Source organism: Leucobacter sp. NPDC058333 (assembly GCF_042726155.1).
Classification (GTDB): domain Bacteria; phylum Actinomycetota; class Actinomycetes; order Actinomycetales; family Microbacteriaceae; genus Leucobacter.
Map to the genome: position 1 here is coordinate 88,007 of NZ_JBHXHV010000001.1, position 14,773 is coordinate 102,779.

The 14,773-nt window shown below is 66.7% G+C and carries 13 protein-coding genes; 6 read left to right on the forward strand and 7 right to left on the reverse strand.

The features are described from left to right. Positions 1-19: 19 nt before the first annotated feature. The 3 genes from ACFWHR_RS00415 to ACFWHR_RS00425 form a co-directional block, all read right to left on the reverse strand. Positions 20-1,396, reverse strand: a complete 1,377-nt coding sequence (locus ACFWHR_RS00415; protein WP_382446294.1) for an NAD-dependent succinate-semialdehyde dehydrogenase — start codon at positions 1,394-1,396, stop codon at positions 20-22. Between the two features lie 325 nt (positions 1,397-1,721). Further along, positions 1,722-2,534: a cytochrome c biogenesis CcdA family protein gene (locus ACFWHR_RS00420; RefSeq protein ID WP_382446295.1), complete on the reverse strand. Its 813-nt coding sequence runs from the start codon at positions 2,532-2,534 to the stop codon at positions 1,722-1,724. A gap of 3 nt (positions 2,535-2,537) precedes the next feature. Continuing rightward, entirely contained in the window at positions 2,538-3,362 is an 825-nt protein-coding gene (locus ACFWHR_RS00425) for a DsbA family protein (RefSeq protein WP_382446296.1), read from the reverse strand. Between the two features lie 62 nt (positions 3,363-3,424). Here ACFWHR_RS00425 and ACFWHR_RS00430 point away from each other — a divergent pair, with 62 nt between their 5' ends. From ACFWHR_RS00430 to ACFWHR_RS00440, 3 genes are all read left to right on the forward strand, one after another. Then, a complete protein-coding gene (locus tag ACFWHR_RS00430) occupies positions 3,425-4,180 on the forward strand; it encodes a GntR family transcriptional regulator (protein WP_382446297.1) in 756 nt (251 codons plus the stop codon). A gap of 110 nt (positions 4,181-4,290) precedes the next feature. Further along, positions 4,291-5,715 carry a hemolysin family protein gene (locus ACFWHR_RS00435; protein ID WP_382446298.1) on the forward strand — a complete coding sequence of 475 codons (1,425 nt, stop codon included), beginning with the start codon at positions 4,291-4,293 and terminating at the stop codon, positions 5,713-5,715. Further along, positions 5,712-6,758 carry a hemolysin family protein gene (locus ACFWHR_RS00440; protein ID WP_382446299.1) on the forward strand — a complete coding sequence of 349 codons (1,047 nt, stop codon included), beginning with the start codon at positions 5,712-5,714 and terminating at the stop codon, positions 6,756-6,758. Before ACFWHR_RS00435 ends, ACFWHR_RS00440 begins: the two co-directional genes overlap by 4 nt. An 80-nt stretch (positions 6,759-6,838) precedes the next feature. Here ACFWHR_RS00440 and ACFWHR_RS00445 read toward each other — a convergent pair whose 3' ends face one another. From ACFWHR_RS00445 to ACFWHR_RS00455, 3 genes are all read right to left on the reverse strand, one after another. Further along, the gene (locus ACFWHR_RS00445; RefSeq protein WP_382446300.1) at positions 6,839-7,696 is read right to left on the reverse strand and encodes an anti-sigma factor domain-containing protein; all 858 of its coding nucleotides are present in this window, start codon (positions 7,694-7,696) and stop codon (positions 6,839-6,841) included. Further along, positions 7,693-8,292, reverse strand: coding sequence for an ECF RNA polymerase sigma factor SigK (gene sigK, locus ACFWHR_RS00450; protein ID WP_382446301.1), 600 nt, complete (start codon positions 8,290-8,292; stop codon positions 7,693-7,695). Before sigK ends, ACFWHR_RS00445 begins: the two co-directional genes overlap by 4 nt. Before the next feature lie 88 nt (positions 8,293-8,380). Continuing rightward, on the reverse strand, positions 8,381-10,132 hold the full coding sequence (locus ACFWHR_RS00455; protein ID WP_382446302.1) for a cytochrome c biogenesis protein CcdA: 1,752 nt from the start codon (positions 10,130-10,132) through the stop codon (positions 8,381-8,383). 382 nt (positions 10,133-10,514) lie between these two features. On the opposite strand from ACFWHR_RS00455, the gene ACFWHR_RS00460 reads away from it, so the two are divergent. Next, positions 10,515-11,198: a fasciclin domain-containing protein gene (locus ACFWHR_RS00460; RefSeq protein ID WP_382446303.1), complete on the forward strand. Its 684-nt coding sequence runs from the start codon at positions 10,515-10,517 to the stop codon at positions 11,196-11,198. Between the two features lie 179 nt (positions 11,199-11,377). On the opposite strand, the gene ACFWHR_RS00465 is transcribed toward ACFWHR_RS00460, so the two are convergent. Then, positions 11,378-12,388, reverse strand: coding sequence for an NADP-dependent oxidoreductase (locus ACFWHR_RS00465; protein ID WP_382446304.1), 1,011 nt, complete (start codon positions 12,386-12,388; stop codon positions 11,378-11,380). 158 nt (positions 12,389-12,546) lie between these two features. On the opposite strand from ACFWHR_RS00465, the gene ACFWHR_RS00470 reads away from it, so the two are divergent. Further along, positions 12,547-13,185, forward strand: coding sequence for a TetR/AcrR family transcriptional regulator (locus ACFWHR_RS00470; protein WP_382446305.1), 639 nt, complete (start codon positions 12,547-12,549; stop codon positions 13,183-13,185). 349 nt (positions 13,186-13,534) lie between these two features. Beyond that, positions 13,535-14,629 (forward strand): D-cysteine desulfhydrase family protein, encoded by a 1,095-nt coding sequence (locus tag ACFWHR_RS00475; protein WP_382446306.1) that lies wholly within the window; start codon positions 13,535-13,537, stop codon positions 14,627-14,629. Positions 14,630-14,773: the final 144 nt, after the last annotated feature.

The following is a 14,773-nucleotide window of genomic DNA, read 5'->3' on the forward strand; positions in this document are numbered from 1 at the left end:
GGCGTTCCCCCGTAACGCGCTACGCCGACACGAAGAAGAGTCGCTTGTTCGCGAACTCGCCGATGCCGATCGGGCCCATCTCGCGCCCGAACCCTGAGTGCTTCACGCCGCCGAACGGCAATTCTGCGGCCTCGGCCGCAATCGTGTTCACGTGGCTCATGCCGACTTCGAGTTGCGACGCGACGCGCACGGCGCGCGCCTCGTCCGCCGAGAACACCGAACCACCGAGCCCCAGCGCGCAGTCATTCGCGAGCTCGAGGGCTTCCGCGTCGCTCGACACCCGGTACACGGTCGCAACCGGCCCGAAGATCTCTTCGCCGTACGACTCTGAATCGCGTGGCACATCGGTGAGCACGGCGGGCGAGTAGTACGCGCCGGGCCCCTCCGAAAGCACACCGCCGGCCACGAGCTTCGCGCCCTCGGCCACGGCCTTCTGCACCTGCGCGTGCACGGTCTCTGCCGCGGTACGCGTCGACAGCGGCACGAACTCGCCGTCTGCGAGGTTCAGCTGATCGCCGGGCACGAGGCCTTCGGCGAGCTTCGTCAGCTCGCCGACGAACTCGTCGTAGATGTCGTCCATCACGATGAGTCGCTTGTTCGAGTTGCAGACCTGACCGGCGTTGTAGACGCGGAAGTCCCACGCCTGCTTCGCAACCTCGGCCACGTTGTCGGAATCGAGCACGACCATCGGGTCGATGCCGCCGAGTTCGAGCACGCACTTCTTCAGGTTGGATCCCGCCTGCGCACCGATGATCGCACCGGCCCGCTCCGAGCCCGTCAGCGAAACGCCCTGCACGCGCGGGTCAGCGATAATCGTCGCGATCTGATCGTGCGACGCAAACAGGTTTTGGTAGCCACCGACGGGTACGCCGGCCTGCTCCATAATCTCCTGAATCGTGAGCGCCGAACGCGCGCAGACATCGGCGTGCTTGAGCATGATCGTGTTGCCGAGCACCAGGTTGGGAGCTGCAAAGCGCGCCACTTGGTAGTACGGGAAGTTCCACGGCATCACGCCGAGCAGCGTGCCCACCGGGCGGTGCTCGATGTAGGCCTTCCCGGGAATCGTGCTCGGGATCTCGTAGTCGGTGATCAGGCTCGGGCCGTGCACCGCGTAGTAGTCGATGATCGACGCCGCGAATTCGACCTCGTCGATCGACTCGGCGATCGACTTTCCCATCTCCAGCGCGATCAGGCGAGCAAGCTCGTCTTTGCGCTCAATGAAGATCTCGGCGACCCGTTTGACGACGGCGGCGCGCTCTTGCACGCTCCGCTCTCGCCATTCCCGGTATACGGCGTCGGCGCTCGCAAGCGCCTCCTCGATCTGCGCATCGGTCGCGGCCTCGAATGTTTCGAGAACCTCACCCGTGGCAGGATTCTGCACCCGGTACTTGGACATTGTTATCGTTCCTCCAGTTAGGGCGGCGCGTCAGCGCGCCAGGACCAGCATGCACTCATGCAGCTCCGAACTCCACTGTAACGAGGCTGTCCTCGCCGGATGAGAAGTTGCACCCACCCCGCACGCGTGGCGCGACCCCCGCGCCACCCCCTGCTCCTGCTCCTGCTCCTGCCTACCCCCCTCGGGTGAGCAATTTTTGTCACCAGAAGAGTCAAAAGTGACAAAAATTGCTCACCCGAGGGGGGTTAGGAGGGGGAGAGGGAGAGAGGGGAAGGGAGGGGGAAGGGCGTGCACGCTCAGGTTCGGGCGTGACATGCGACTCTCGCTACGTTGCGCGCCGCACGCGCGACCGTGACCACCAGAGCGCTGTAGCGGCAATCACGAGTACGATCGCGACCACGAGCAGGTCGGGCACGGCGTGCGAGCGCTCGAGCACCCAGCCCTCGATCCTCGCCTGATCTGACGCCCCCAGCACCCCGCTCAGGCTCGTCGTGCCGCGCGTCGCCAGCATGAACGCGCCGATTGCGATCGTCAGCGCGCCCCCGATTACCCCGGTCCAGGTGTTGCGCCACCGCCCCAGCTGCACCTCCCGCGGCCGCACGATACGGCGCACAAAGGGCAGTCGTGTCCAGAGCAGGCTGAGCAGCAACAGGGGCAACGCCATGCCAGCGGCGAAGGCGAGCAGCGTGACGCCTCCGAGCAGTGCGTTACCCGAGACCGCAGCGACAGTCAGCACCGCTCCGAGCAGCGGTCCGGCGCACACGCCGGCGAGGCCGTAGATCGTGCCGAGGGCGTAGACCGACAGCGATGTCGTGCCGCCACCGTCACCCGCTCGGCCGCGCACGAACGGCAGCGGCACGTTCAGCAGCATCATCGCACCGAGCGCGATCACCACGATTGATGCCACCAGCACGAAGCCGTCGCGATGCGTGTTCACGAATGCGCCGAGCGTGCCGGCCAGCACACCGAGCGGCACCAGCGTCGTGATGAGGCCGAGGTAGAACACCCCGGTGCGCGCGAGCATGGCGCCCGGTGAGGTGAATGCGTAGGAGAAGAATGCGGGCAGCAGCATGACCGAGCACGGGCTCAGCAGCGTGAGCACGCCGCCGAGAAACGCGCCGACGAGACCGAGTTCCACGCGTCAGGCTGTCGGGTCGGCGCTGGCGTAGGCCGCAGCCACGGCGTCGTCGAGGAAGGTGCGGAAGGTCTCGACCGGCTGCGCCCCAGACATTGCGCTCGTGCCAACCGCGAAGAACGGCACGCCCGTGACGCCGATCTGCTGCGCCGTCGAGGTGCTCGCCTGCACGGCGGCGCGCAGCTTTGGGTCGTCAAGATCGGCGGTGAATCGCGCCATGTCGGGCACGCCGATCTGCTCGGCGAATCCGATCAGTTGCTTCCGCGGCAGGTCGGGGTGGCCCTCGGCGGGAGCGGCGGCGTATACCGCGTCGAGATACTCGACGAACTTGCCCTGCTTGCCCGCGGCGCGCGCGGCAACCGACGCCGTCTCGGAGGCGTCGCCAAAGAACGCCACATCGCGCACCTCTATGCGCACCTTGCCACTCTCGACGTACTCAGACACGAGCTTCGGCAGCGTCTCCTGGTTGAACACGGCGCAGTACGGGCAGCGCATGTCGGTCCATTCCACCAGCACGACCGGCGCGTCGACATCGCCGATCGCCATAGGATCATTGGGATCTCGCGTCTCGAAGCCGGGCGCGGCAGTAGCCTCGGCGTCGGCCTCAGCGTCGGCACTCGCACCGGCCCCGGGTTTCGCTTTCGCGGCATCCTCGGCCGACTGATTCTCCGCCGCCTTGCCAAATGCGCCATCGCCCGCGTTCATCGACGCCTGCGCGAAAATCACCACGCCGAGAAACACGAGCGCCGCTGCTGCGAGCAGCAACCACGACTTCCGCCTGCGGGCGCGGGTGGGGTCGGGCTGGGTCGTCGATCCTGATTGTTGAGCCACCAAACTAGGATACGAGATGTATCCGAGTGGACCCTCGGAGCCACTGCCGCAGAATAGGGACTATGAATGACGCGACGGATCGATCCGGCTCGGCTCCCTCGACGCCCGCGGTACCTGGGACCGGGACCGGGACCGGGAACTCCGATTCTGCGGCCCTCCGCGCCTACGCCGCCGTGCTGCGCGGCATTCTGACGGGCAAGCACGCGGGCGGCGACATGCTCAGCGAGTCGACCATCGCAGGCGCCGTCGGCGTGAGCCGCACGCCGGTGCGCGCGGCTCTCATTCGGCTGCAAGACGAGGGTTGGATCACGATCTACCCGAAGCGCGGCGCCCTCGTGCGGGAGTTCAGCGCGCAGGCGGTCGCCGACCTCGCGCAAACCAAGGTCTTGCTGGAGTGTGGAGCGGTGCGCGCGACGTGCCCCGCGCTGCGTCGGCGTACGGCGGCAGAGCTGCGCGGGCAGCTCACGGCGCAGGCTGAATCCCTCGAAAGCCGCGACCTCCCCGAGTTCGTCGAGCTCAGCATCGCGTTCCACCGAGGCTTCGTCGCGGCATCGCGCAACGCCGTGCTCACCGAGCTCTACGATCGACTCGCAGACCGGCAGCGGTTTCTGCTGTTCAGCTACGGGCAGCGCCTGTTCGACCGCAGCGACGAGATCTTGGTCGAACACGCCGCAATGCTCGACGCGCTCGAGGCGAGCGGCGTCGCCGCCGATGCCCCACCCGGAGCCCCCGAAAACACCGCAGCGCTCGAGGCACTCAATCGCTTCGATGCCCTGCTGCGACACCACCTGAGCGAGACGTACCGGCTCGATCCGTAGGCACGAGTCTCGGCTGTTTCACGGCAAGCGCCAGTAGCGTTTTGAGGCATGGACGACAGACCCGGTCATAGTACGAAGCTCACCTCCTCAACGATCTTTGGGGGTGAGCGATGACAGGGGAAATCTGGGGCCTCCTCGCGGGAGTGCTCCTCACGCTCGGAACGGGCGTCTTTGTTGCGTCCGAATTCGCGCTCGTGAATTTGGATCGCCCGGAGCTTGAGCAGCGTCGCGCGCGCGGCGAACGACGCCTCGGCCCGACCATTTCGGCACTGAAGATCACGTCGACGCATCTCTCTGCCGCGCAGCTCGGCATCACGCTGACGACCCTGCTCGCGGGCTACACCTTCGAACCGGCCATCAGCTCGCTGCTGCGCGCACCGCTCGAGGGCCTCGGCCTACCGTCGTCCGTCGTGCCCGGTGTCGGCGCCGTCGTCGCGATCGTGCTGGCGACGCTGTTTTCGATGATTCTCGGCGAACTCATCCCGAAGAACTTCGCGCTTGCGGTGCCGCTCGCCACCTCCAAGGCGATCATCCCGCTGCAGATCGCGTTCACCTTCGTCTTCCGCCCGATCGTCGCACTGCTGAACGGCACCGCGAACCGTCTCATCCGGTCAATGGGCATCGAGCCGAAGGAGGAGCTGTCGGGCGCGCGCACCGCCGAGGAGCTCAGCTTCTTGGTGCGCCGGTCGGCACTTGAGGGGTCGCTCGATCACGACGACGCGACAATGCTGCACCGCACGCTCTCGTTCTCCTCGCGCACCGCGCAAGACGTGATGACCCCCCGCGTGATGGCCGAGATGCTCCCCCGCACCGCGACAGCCGCCGAGGCCATTACGAGGAGCATCGAGACCGGGCTGTCCCGCTACCCCGTCTACGACGACAGCGTTGACAACGTCATTGGCATTGTGCACGTGAAGTCGGCGTACGCAATCGACTTTGAGCGTCGCGACTTCACGTCGGTGACGGAGTTTATGACCGAACCGCTGCGCGTGCCAGAGGCCGCCGGCGTTGAATCGCTGCTCGAAGAGTTGCGCCAGCGCGCCTTCCAGTTCGCCGTCGTCGTTGACGAGCACGGCGGCACGGCCGGTGTCGTCACGCTCGAAGACCTGGTCGAGGAGCTGCTCGGCGACGTGCGCGACGAGCACGATGCGTTGCTCGAAGACGTCACCTTCGAGCACGACACGATCCTGTTCCCAGCCGCTCTGCGTCCCGATGAGCTCTGGGATCGGCTCGCGATCCGGGTTCCCGCGAGTGAGGAATACGAGACCATCGCGGGTTACGTGCTCGAAACGCTCGAGCGCATTCCCGACCTCGGCGAAGAAATCGAGCTACCCCAGGGCACGCTACGCGTCGAAGCATTCGAGGGCGCGCGCATCACTCGCCTCAGCTATCGCACGAGCGACCGCGAGTCAGACCCGGCATTTAGCACTCGCGACCGCGTGATGAATGACTTTGAGCGGGGTCTTGAGCAGGGACACGAGCGGGGTCTTGAGCAGGGATTCACTCCGCGATTCAACCGGGGAGCAGAACGATGAATGAGTATCTGCCCGGCCTGATCTGGCTCGTCGTCTTGCTCGTGGTGAACGCGTTCTTCGTGGGCGCCGAGTTCGCCGTCATCTCTGCCCGCCGCTCGCAGATTGAACCGCGCGCTGCCGCGGGCAGCAAGGCGGCGAAGACCACGCTGTGGGCGATGGAACACGCGACCCTCATGCTCGCGACGAGCCAGCTGGGCATCACCGTGTGCTCGCTCGTCATTTTGAATGTGTCGGAGCCCGCGATCCACCATCTGCTTGAGATCCCCTTGCTCGCCTGGACCGGATTAACGGCCGAGGCCGTTTCGATCACCGCGTTCATCGTCGCGCTCGTGCTTGTCACCTTCTTGCACGTCGTGTTCGGTGAGATGGTGCCCAAGAATCTTGCGTTTTCGGTGCCGGATCGTGCCGCCCTGCTCCTCGCCCCTCCGCTGGTGTTCGTGTCGCGGGTCGTCGGTCCGCTCATCAAATCGCTGAACTGGGTGGCGAATGGCGCGCTGCGGCTGTGCGGAGTGCAGCCGCGAAACGAGGCGAACACGGCGTTCACCATCGATCAGGTCGCGAGCATCGTCGAGCAATCGAAGCGCGAGGGCACGCTCGAAGACACGAGCGGCACGATTGGGGCGGCGTTCGAGTTCACCGAGAAGCGCGTTGCAGATGTTGAGGTGCCGCTCGAATCGCTCGTGCGTCTGCCGCTCGACGCCACCCCGCGTCAGGTGCAGCGCGCGGTCTCCGAGCACGGATATTCACGGTACGTGTTGCACTCGGCAGACGGAACACCCGAGAAGTACCTGCACCTGAAGGACATTCTTGACCTGGTGTCTCCCACCGAGATCGACGCGCCGATTCCGGCCGACCGGGCGCGCGAGCTGCCGACTGTTGCGGGTGAGGCTGAGGTGGAGCAGGCGCTCGACCTGCTGCGCGAGCGCGGCGCACACATCGCCCGCGTCGTCTCGGCTCAGGGCGGATTCAGCGGCGTGCTCTTCTTGGAAGACATAGTCGAAGAACTCGTCGGCGAGGTAGAAGACACGTCCCACGCCCTTTAACCCAGCCCGCCCTCTCGCGGGTGAGCGATTTCTGACACAAGCGGCACGCTATGTGTCAGAAATCGCTCACCCGCGCGGGGTTAGGCCGAAGTGACTACCACCACTGGGTCGGAGGTTGGGGCGCCCGTGGGCGAGCCACCACGATCCTCGACCGTGACCGCCAGCGCGTCGCCGGGCTCGAAGCCGTCCGCGAGTACCGCCGCGCTGCCCTTCGCGTCCGCGTGCATTACCCCGAGCGAGATGGGGGTGTCGCCGCGCACGATCCACAGCTCATAGTCGTGGTTCTCGGGCGCGGCCGCCATGCCGTCGGCCACGAACACGGCCTGCTGTGTCGAGTCCGACCAGTGCAGCGTCGCCTTGCCGTTGCCGTCGAGATCGACGGTCGTCGTGCGCGCATCAGACGCTGACTCGACCTGCTGCAGCGCGACCGACACCGGATCTTGCGGCGTCATCATGCCGCGCACGGGCAGCGCCAGCGCGATCGCGAGCAGCACCGCGATCGACGCCGCCAACCCAAACCACGCCGCTTTCCGACGCGAACGCGTGAACGCCTGCTCGGGGTCCTCGGGCTCCTCGACCAGCTCAGGAATGTGATCGGCGCGAGGTTCGACGGGAGGCGCGGGAGTTGCGGGTGCCGCGGGCGCAGCAGACGCAGACGCGGGGGCCGCAGGCGCTGCTGCAGCCACCGAACCGGGCGCACCGGCCTCGAACTGCGGGGTGCGGGCGATCATGTCGAGGATCGCGCCGCGCGCCGCGCTGGGAGGCGCGACCTCTGGCGTTGCTGCGCCGAGCTCTGCAACGGTATCGCGATCCTCATCGACGATCATCAGCCATTCGGGATGCGCCGCAAGCGCCTCCGAAAACGACTGCTCCTCGTCCGGGGAGAGCGCGTGCAGTGCGCGTGCTGCGGAGAGTTCGCGGAATTGTTGCTCGTTCATCGCGTCGCCTCCAACTCTTTCCTGAGGCGGGAGAGCCCGTCTCGAATTCGTGTTTTGATGGTGCCGAGCGGTGTTCCGAGGAGCACCGAGATTTCGCGCTGACTGTAACCGCCGAAGTAGGCGAGCACGATTGCGCGGCGTTGAGGTTCTGGCAGTTCGCTGAGCCCCTGGACGGCGCGGGTGCCGTCGATCATGAGCTCCACCTCATCGTCGACTCCCGGGTGCGGTGCGGCCAGATCGCGCGCACCGACGACGAGATCGCGGCGGCGCGAGGCCTGCGATGCCCGCACTCGGTCGACCGCACGGCGGTGCGCGATCGTGAGCAGCCAGGTGCGCGCACGGCCACGATCCGGATCGAACGAATCCGCCGACTGCCACGCCTCGAGGAACACCTCCTGGAGCACCTCTTCGCTCTGCGACCGGTCGACCAGCACCCGCAGGATCAGGCCGAACACACGAGCCGAGAGCAGATCGTACAACTCTGCAAAGGCACGCTGGTCTCCCACTGCGGCGCGTGCAAGCGCCCTGTCCGCCGGATCAGCGCTCGCGCCGTCCTCCGGTATCTCCACCCCGTCAATGACCATCTCGTCCAGCATGCCCCATTCACCTCCGCTCTGTCTTCGCCTGATGTCTGCGAGTCTCAATCGTTCTGCTCCCGTGATACCGAGTTACCGTGATACCGAGTTACCCGAACGTGAACGAGTACACCTGTACGCCCTGGGGAACCTGCACATCGAGCGTTCCCTTGTCGGGGTCGTCAGCCTCGACGAGGCGATACGACTTCGGCGTCCCATCGATCTTGACCGAGCGCGTGCCACCGCCCTCGACCGCGACCTCGATGGTGCCGCTGCCGGCGACCACCGCACGAACCTCCTGCCCGCGGTAAGCCAGGCGGATCTTGCTCTCACCGGCCTTGCCAGCCTCGCCTGCCCCGCCGGCCCCGTCGGCCGGAGTCGCGTACTGCGTCTCGATGTTCCAGTCACCCTCGAGAGCGAAGGTGTCTTTCGCCTGGGCCTTCGGCAGCTCGTACGTGTTCTCGCCAGCGCTGTACTTGCCGGGACCGGCGAAGTTACGATCCTTCGATGATCCGAGGAAGGTCTCAGGCGTCGTGCTGCCCTGCTCCGGCGTCACATCCGTGACATCGGTCGCGCCTGGCAGCTGCTCGTCGGGATTCGCGTCGGCAAGGAGCTCGCGCATGAGCTTCTCGGTGGTCTCGTAGTTGCCCTCGCCGAAGGAGATGTGACGCACCGTGCCCTCGGCGTCGATCAAATAGTGCGCGGGCCAGTAGCGGTTGCGGTAGTTCGTCCAAGTCGACAGGTTGTTGTCCATTGCGACCGGGTACTCGATACCGAAGTCTTTAATGCCGGCTTCGACGTTCGACTGTTCCTTCTCGAACGCGTACTCGGGCGAGTGCACGCCGATCACGGTCAGCCCCTTGTCGCCGTAGGCCTTATCCCACGCGACCACGTGCGGAATTGAGCGCTGGCAGTTGATGCACGAGTACGCCCAGAAGTCGATGAGCACGACCTGACCCTTGAGTTCGTCGAGGTTTAGCGCCTGACCGTCGGGCGTGTTCAGCCAGGTTTCGATGCCCTTGATCGCGGGCGCTTTGCCGCACTCGGCAAGTTCCTTGGCATCGTTCGCGCACTTATCGAGATCGCGATTCTCGTCGGTGACGAGGCCGCCGAGATTCAGCGCGCTCTTGCCGGCGTCGCTCTCTGCGAGATCCCGCTGGATCCCCGACGTGTAATCGGGGAGCAGTCGCTGCAGTGCCTGGGGCACATTGAAGGCGAGGGCGACGGCGAGCGCGATGAGCGCGACCCCGCCGACGATGCGGATCGTGCGCTCCCGCTTGCGGAACCCGCGGATACGCTGTGCCACGCTGCGACCCGCGAGCGCGAACGCCAGCAGCGGGATCGCGACGCCGAGTGCGAACGACACCGTCAGCAATACCGTCTCGGGGCCGATCTGGCCGGTCGCTCCGGCGACGATGATCGCCGCGAGCACCGGACCGGCGCACGGCACGAACACCGTTCCAAGGGCGAGGCCCATGCCGAAACCGTTGCCACCCTCGCCGACCTTGCGGCGCGGCAGGCGCTGGAACGGCTTCTCGAGCAACTGCTCGAAGCCCGGGAAGAGCATGCCGACGCCGATGATCAGTAGTACGGCGACGCCCGCCCAGCGGATACCGCTCTGCGGAATGTTGAGCAGGCCGAGCAGCAGCGATCCGAGCAGTGTCACCACTGAGAAGCTGAGCACGAGGCCCGCGATGATCCAGAAGGGACGGCTGCGCTTTGCCGGGATCACCTCCGGTGTCTTCCCTGGAGCGGCCGGTTGTGCGCCCGCCGTGAGGAAAATAACCGGCAGCACCGGCAGTATGCACGGCGAGATGCCGGTGATGAGTCCGCCGAGCAGACCGATGAGCACGATATCCATGAGTAGCCCTCCTGTTGGGGAGTCTTCGGAACGAACCCCGTTTCGGATGGGTGGGCCTCGCGACCCGGGATACGTTCTCCCCTTCCTGGAGGCGTCCTGGAGGCAACCTGGAGTCGTCCTGGAGGCGACAAAAACTCCGCCTAAAACGGCCATATGAGCGGACTTTCTGTCGCCACCCCTCCCCCGGGCCTGGGCGCGCCACCCTGGGGGCGACAGAAAGTCCGCTTAAAACGCCTCTATCCGCGGAGTTTTTGTCGCCACCAGCCGCCCCCACCATCCAGCAACCAAAAAAACTTTTCCCGATTTCCCATCCGGTGCGGGGAGGGCTCCGAAGACGTTCACAAGCCGCGGAAATCTGCGGATCTCATCTCGAGGAGGAACCATGTTCACCAAGAAGAAGACCCTCGGCGCCGCGTTCGCACTGACGCTGGTCGGCGCCGCGATGCTCACCGGCTGCTCAATGGGGGCGTCGTCGGACGACACCGCCAAGAAGGATCAGACCGCCGAGCAGTCGCAAGAGAGCACACCGACCGAAGAGTCGACGGAGTCGTCGACCGCCATGGATCCGGCAGCGAATCTCGTCGGACCGGGTTGCGCAGCGTACGCCGAGGCCGTTCCGGACGGTGCGGGCTCAGTCATGGGCATGTCGCAGGATCCGGTCGCTGTTGCAGCCTCGAACAACCCGCTGCTCAAGACCCTCGTCTCCGCGGTCAGCGGCCAGCTGAACCCCGATGTCAACCTCGTCGACACGCTGAACGGTGACGAGTTCACCGTCTTCGCACCGGTGGATGACGCCTTCGCGAAGATCGACGCCGGCACCATTGACACGCTGAAGACCGACAGTGACCTGCTCACCAAGATCCTCACCTACCACGTGGTCCCCGGCCAGATTGAGCCCGCCGACATCGCCGGTACGCACACCACCGTTGAGGGCCAGGACGTCAAGGTAACGGGATCCGGCGACAAGCTGATGGTCAATGACGCCAATGTCATCTGCGGCGGCGTACAGACCGCGAACGCGACTGTCTACCTGGTAGACAGCGTGCTGATGCCCCCGGCCGAGTAATCACGCCGGTCCGATAGACCCGGCCTCGAGTTCCGGGCGAGACGCCAAGAAGCGCAGATACGCAGACGAACTCGACGCCACAAGGTCAATGTGCCCGTCGCTCGCACAGGAGCGACGGGCACATTGTTGTGTGCGGGCCGGCAGCGCGAACGAAACAACCGGCGCCGGATCGGCGTTCGTTACACGCGCACCAGCATCTTGCCGGTGTTCGCGCCGCGCATCATGTCGAGGAACGCGTCAACCGTGTGGTCGATCCCATCGACGATGGTCTCGTCGTACGCGATCTTGCCCGCGGCGAACCACTCACCCATGCGCTGCTGGAACTCGGGCGCGAGCTGCAGGTGCTGCCCGACAGTGAACCCCTCGAGCCGTAGCGCGCGGGTGATGAGATTCGACATGTTGTCGGGGCCCGGTACGCGCTCGGTTGAGTTGTATCCGGCAATTGCGCCACAGAGCGCCGCGCGGCCGCCGTCGTTGAATGCGTCGAGCGCGGCTTCGAGGTGGTCGCCGCCGACGTTGTCGAAGAAGACATCGATGCCGCCCGGCGCGGCCGCCGCGAGCTGGCCGCGCACGTCACCGTCCTTGTAGTTGAAGGCCGCGTCGTAGCCGTACTTTTCGGTGAGCAGCGCGACCTTCTCGGCGGATCCCGCGGAGCCGACCACCCGGCCCGCTCCGAGGAGCTTCGCGATCTGCCCCGCAGCGGTGCCGACGGCTCCGGCCGCGCCCGAGATGAAAACGGTTTCGCCCTCCTTCAGCTGCGCGATCGAGGTCAGGCCCGCGAACGCGGTGAGCCCGGTCATGCCCATGATGTGGAGACGCAGCGAGAGGGGAACACCCTCGATCTCGGGAACGACGCGGAACGTTGCCGCGTCGCCCTGCACCAGATCTGACCAGCCGTGCTGGTGCAGCACGACCGCGCCCTCGGGGACGTCGTCGGACGCAGACTCGACCACGCGACCGATCGCGCCGCCCTGAATCTGCTCGCCCAGCTCGTAGGGGGCGACGTAGCTGCGAGCATCGCTCATGCGGCCGCGCATGTAGGGATCAACCGACACGAACTCGTTGCGCACGCGCACTTCGCCGGGCTGCAGCTCCCCCAGTTCGACCTTCACGGTGCGGAAGTCGTCGTGCGTGGGCCAGCCCTTGGGCCGGGAAACGAGCTGAATCTGCGTGCTGATGGGTGCGGTCACGTGGAGCCTCCTGAGTGTGCGGGTGATTCGGCGTTCCGAGTTGCGGTTCGGGGCGGACGCCTCGGGTCGAAACCCGGGGGCGGAAGCCCCCGATCCCGCGCTATTCGGAACGATCATTCCAATATATACTGGAACGACCATTCCCGAAAGGCGCACCCATGCCACGCTCAGCTTCATTCGATCGCGACGCCGTCGTGAGCGACGCCATGGCGGTGTTTTGGAGCGTCGGCTACGAGGGCGCTGCGATTCCCGAACTTGAGCGTGCCACCGGCCTGAGTCGGTCGAGCATCTACAACAGCTTCGGATCGAAGCGCGGCCTGTTCGACGCCGCCGTCGAGCAGTACCTCGACACGGTGATCCGCCCGCGCCTGCGCCCGCTCCTCTACGGACCGGGCGACGGGCCGGGCGATGGATCGGGTGACGGCCCGGGCGACGGGCCGGCCAACGCCGTCGCCCCAGACGCGGTCATCGCGTATCTCGTCGGGCTGCGCGCGGCGCTCGCTGATCCCGCGTCGCTCCCGGCGCAGAGTGGCTGCCTGCTCATCAACACCGCCGGTTCCCCGATCGGCGAGGACACGGCGATCGCCGCCACCATCGCGGCGTATCGCGGCGAGTTGCGGGCCGCACTGGGGCGCGGGATCGCCGCCCACTTGCCGCGGCTCGACCAGTCCGCGGCGGATCGCCTCGCCGACGCCTGCACCGGGCAGGTCGTGGCTGCCCTCGCACTCGCCCGTATCGACGCGGGCAGCGCGGGCGCCGCGGTCGATACCGCGCTCGCGCTCATCGCCGCGGCGTAGGCGAAGCGCGGGGGGCCTGGCGCCGAGGAGCTGAGGGGCTCAGCCCGCTGAAACCGCACCACTCCGCCCTACCTTCGACGCGACGGCGGGATTCGAACCCGCTGCTCATCGGTATGACCCGTTCACCGGAACCATCCGGATCGCCGCGATGTACCGATGGTACGCAGCTCGTCGGCCGCGGCGCCGGGACATGACGCTCCGTGTCGCGCGATGTCGCCTCGTGTCGTCTCATGTCGCGCGACGTCATGCAGGATCTCGCACTCAGCGACTCAGCACCTCCCTCGTTACGCTCGAGAGCAGACGCGATCGCAGATGCGCCCGCGCGTATGACCCGAACGGAGCACACGGCATGGCGACGATCCCGCAGCTCGACGAGCTCTACGCACAGGCCCCCGACACGACGCTTGCCGAGTTGCGCGCGCACCGCGCACCGCTGGTTTTCGGGCCGACGCCCCTGCACCCCCTCGATCGATTGCGCGCGGTACTCGGCGGCGACGGCCCGCGCCTCTGGATCAAACGCGATGACCAAACGGGGCTCGCACTCGGCGGTAACAAGGCGCGCAAGCTGGAGTTTCTCGTCGCGGAAGCGATAGCGGCGGGTGCCGACACGCTCGTCACCGTTGGCGCGGTGCAGTCGAATCACGCTCGGCAAACCGCGGCGGCGGCCGCCCGCGCCGGGCTCGACGCGGTGCTCGTGCTGCGGGTGCCGCGGGGCATTTCGGCGGAGCGCCGGAACTCGGGCAACGTGCTGCTCGACGACCTGCTCGGCGCGACGGTCGAGTTCGTCGACGAGACCGCGGATGACCCGCACCCCGAGCGCGCCGCCGCAGAGCAAACGCTCGACCGCCTGCGGAGCGCGGGGCGCACCCCCTTCTTCATTCCAAGCGGCGGCTCGACCAGTACTGGCTCGCTCGGCTACCTTGAGGCGTACGCCGAGATCGCGGCAGTGGCGCAGCACGTCCGCTTCGATGAAATCGTGGTCGCCTCGGGCAGCGGCGGCACGCAGGCCGGGCTGTTGGTCGGGCGCGAGCTGCTGCCACAGGCCGGACGACCGCGCATTCGCGGCGTCGCGGTCGCTCCCGACTCAGAGACGCTCGCGGGCGAGGTCACCTCACTGTGCTCAGAAACGCTCGCGCGGTTCGGGATCGCGGCGCGCGGAGTGGCGCTTGAGGGGGCGCTCAGCGATGCGCTCGAACCGGTCGCGCTCGATCCAGACTTCGTCGGCCCGGGATACGGCGCCTTGACCGCGCCCGCCCGCGAGGCGATCGAACTCTTCGCCCGCACCGAGGGCATCTTTCTCGATCCGGTATACACCGCCAAGGCTGCAGCGGCACTCATCGCCGACGTGCGCGCTGGCGCGCACCCCGCAGACGCGAACCTGCTCTTTCTTCACACGGGCGGATCCCCCGCCCTCTTCGCCTACACCCAAGAACTCACCCCCTAGCCCCCTTCCCCTCTCTCCCTAGACCCCTAAATCCCTACCCCCCCCCCGGGGGGGGGGGGGGGGGGGGGGGTGTGGAGTTTTAGGCTGGGACGGGCGGAGAAAGAGCATGACCAGGAAGGGGATAGTGAGTGGGGGTGGGTGTGG

What these genes read in the sequence shown, in the direction of transcription:
- ACFWHR_RS00415 (WP_382446294.1), bottom strand. Translation starts at nt 1,396, where the DNA reads ATGTCCAAGTACCGGGTGCAGAATCCTGCCACGGGTGAGGTTCTCGAA.
- ACFWHR_RS00430 (WP_382446297.1), top strand. Translation starts at nt 3,425, where the DNA reads ATGAATGACGCGACGGATCGATCCGGCTCGGCTCCCTCGACGCCCGCG.
- ACFWHR_RS00435 (WP_382446298.1), top strand. Translation starts at nt 4,291, where the DNA reads ATGACAGGGGAAATCTGGGGCCTCCTCGCGGGAGTGCTCCTCACGCTC.
- ACFWHR_RS00440 (WP_382446299.1), top strand. Translation starts at nt 5,712, where the DNA reads ATGAATGAGTATCTGCCCGGCCTGATCTGGCTCGTCGTCTTGCTCGTG.
- ACFWHR_RS00445 (WP_382446300.1), bottom strand. Translation starts at nt 7,696, where the DNA reads ATGAACGAGCAACAATTCCGCGAACTCTCCGCAGCACGCGCACTGCAC.
- sigK (WP_382446301.1), bottom strand. Translation starts at nt 8,292, where the DNA reads ATGCTGGACGAGATGGTCATTGACGGGGTGGAGATACCGGAGGACGGC.
- ACFWHR_RS00455 (WP_382446302.1), bottom strand. Translation starts at nt 10,132, where the DNA reads ATGGATATCGTGCTCATCGGTCTGCTCGGCGGACTCATCACCGGCATC.
- ACFWHR_RS00460 (WP_382446303.1), top strand. Translation starts at nt 10,515, where the DNA reads ATGTTCACCAAGAAGAAGACCCTCGGCGCCGCGTTCGCACTGACGCTG.
- ACFWHR_RS00470 (WP_382446305.1), top strand. Translation starts at nt 12,547, where the DNA reads ATGCCACGCTCAGCTTCATTCGATCGCGACGCCGTCGTGAGCGACGCC.
- ACFWHR_RS00475 (WP_382446306.1), top strand. Translation starts at nt 13,535, where the DNA reads ATGGCGACGATCCCGCAGCTCGACGAGCTCTACGCACAGGCCCCCGAC.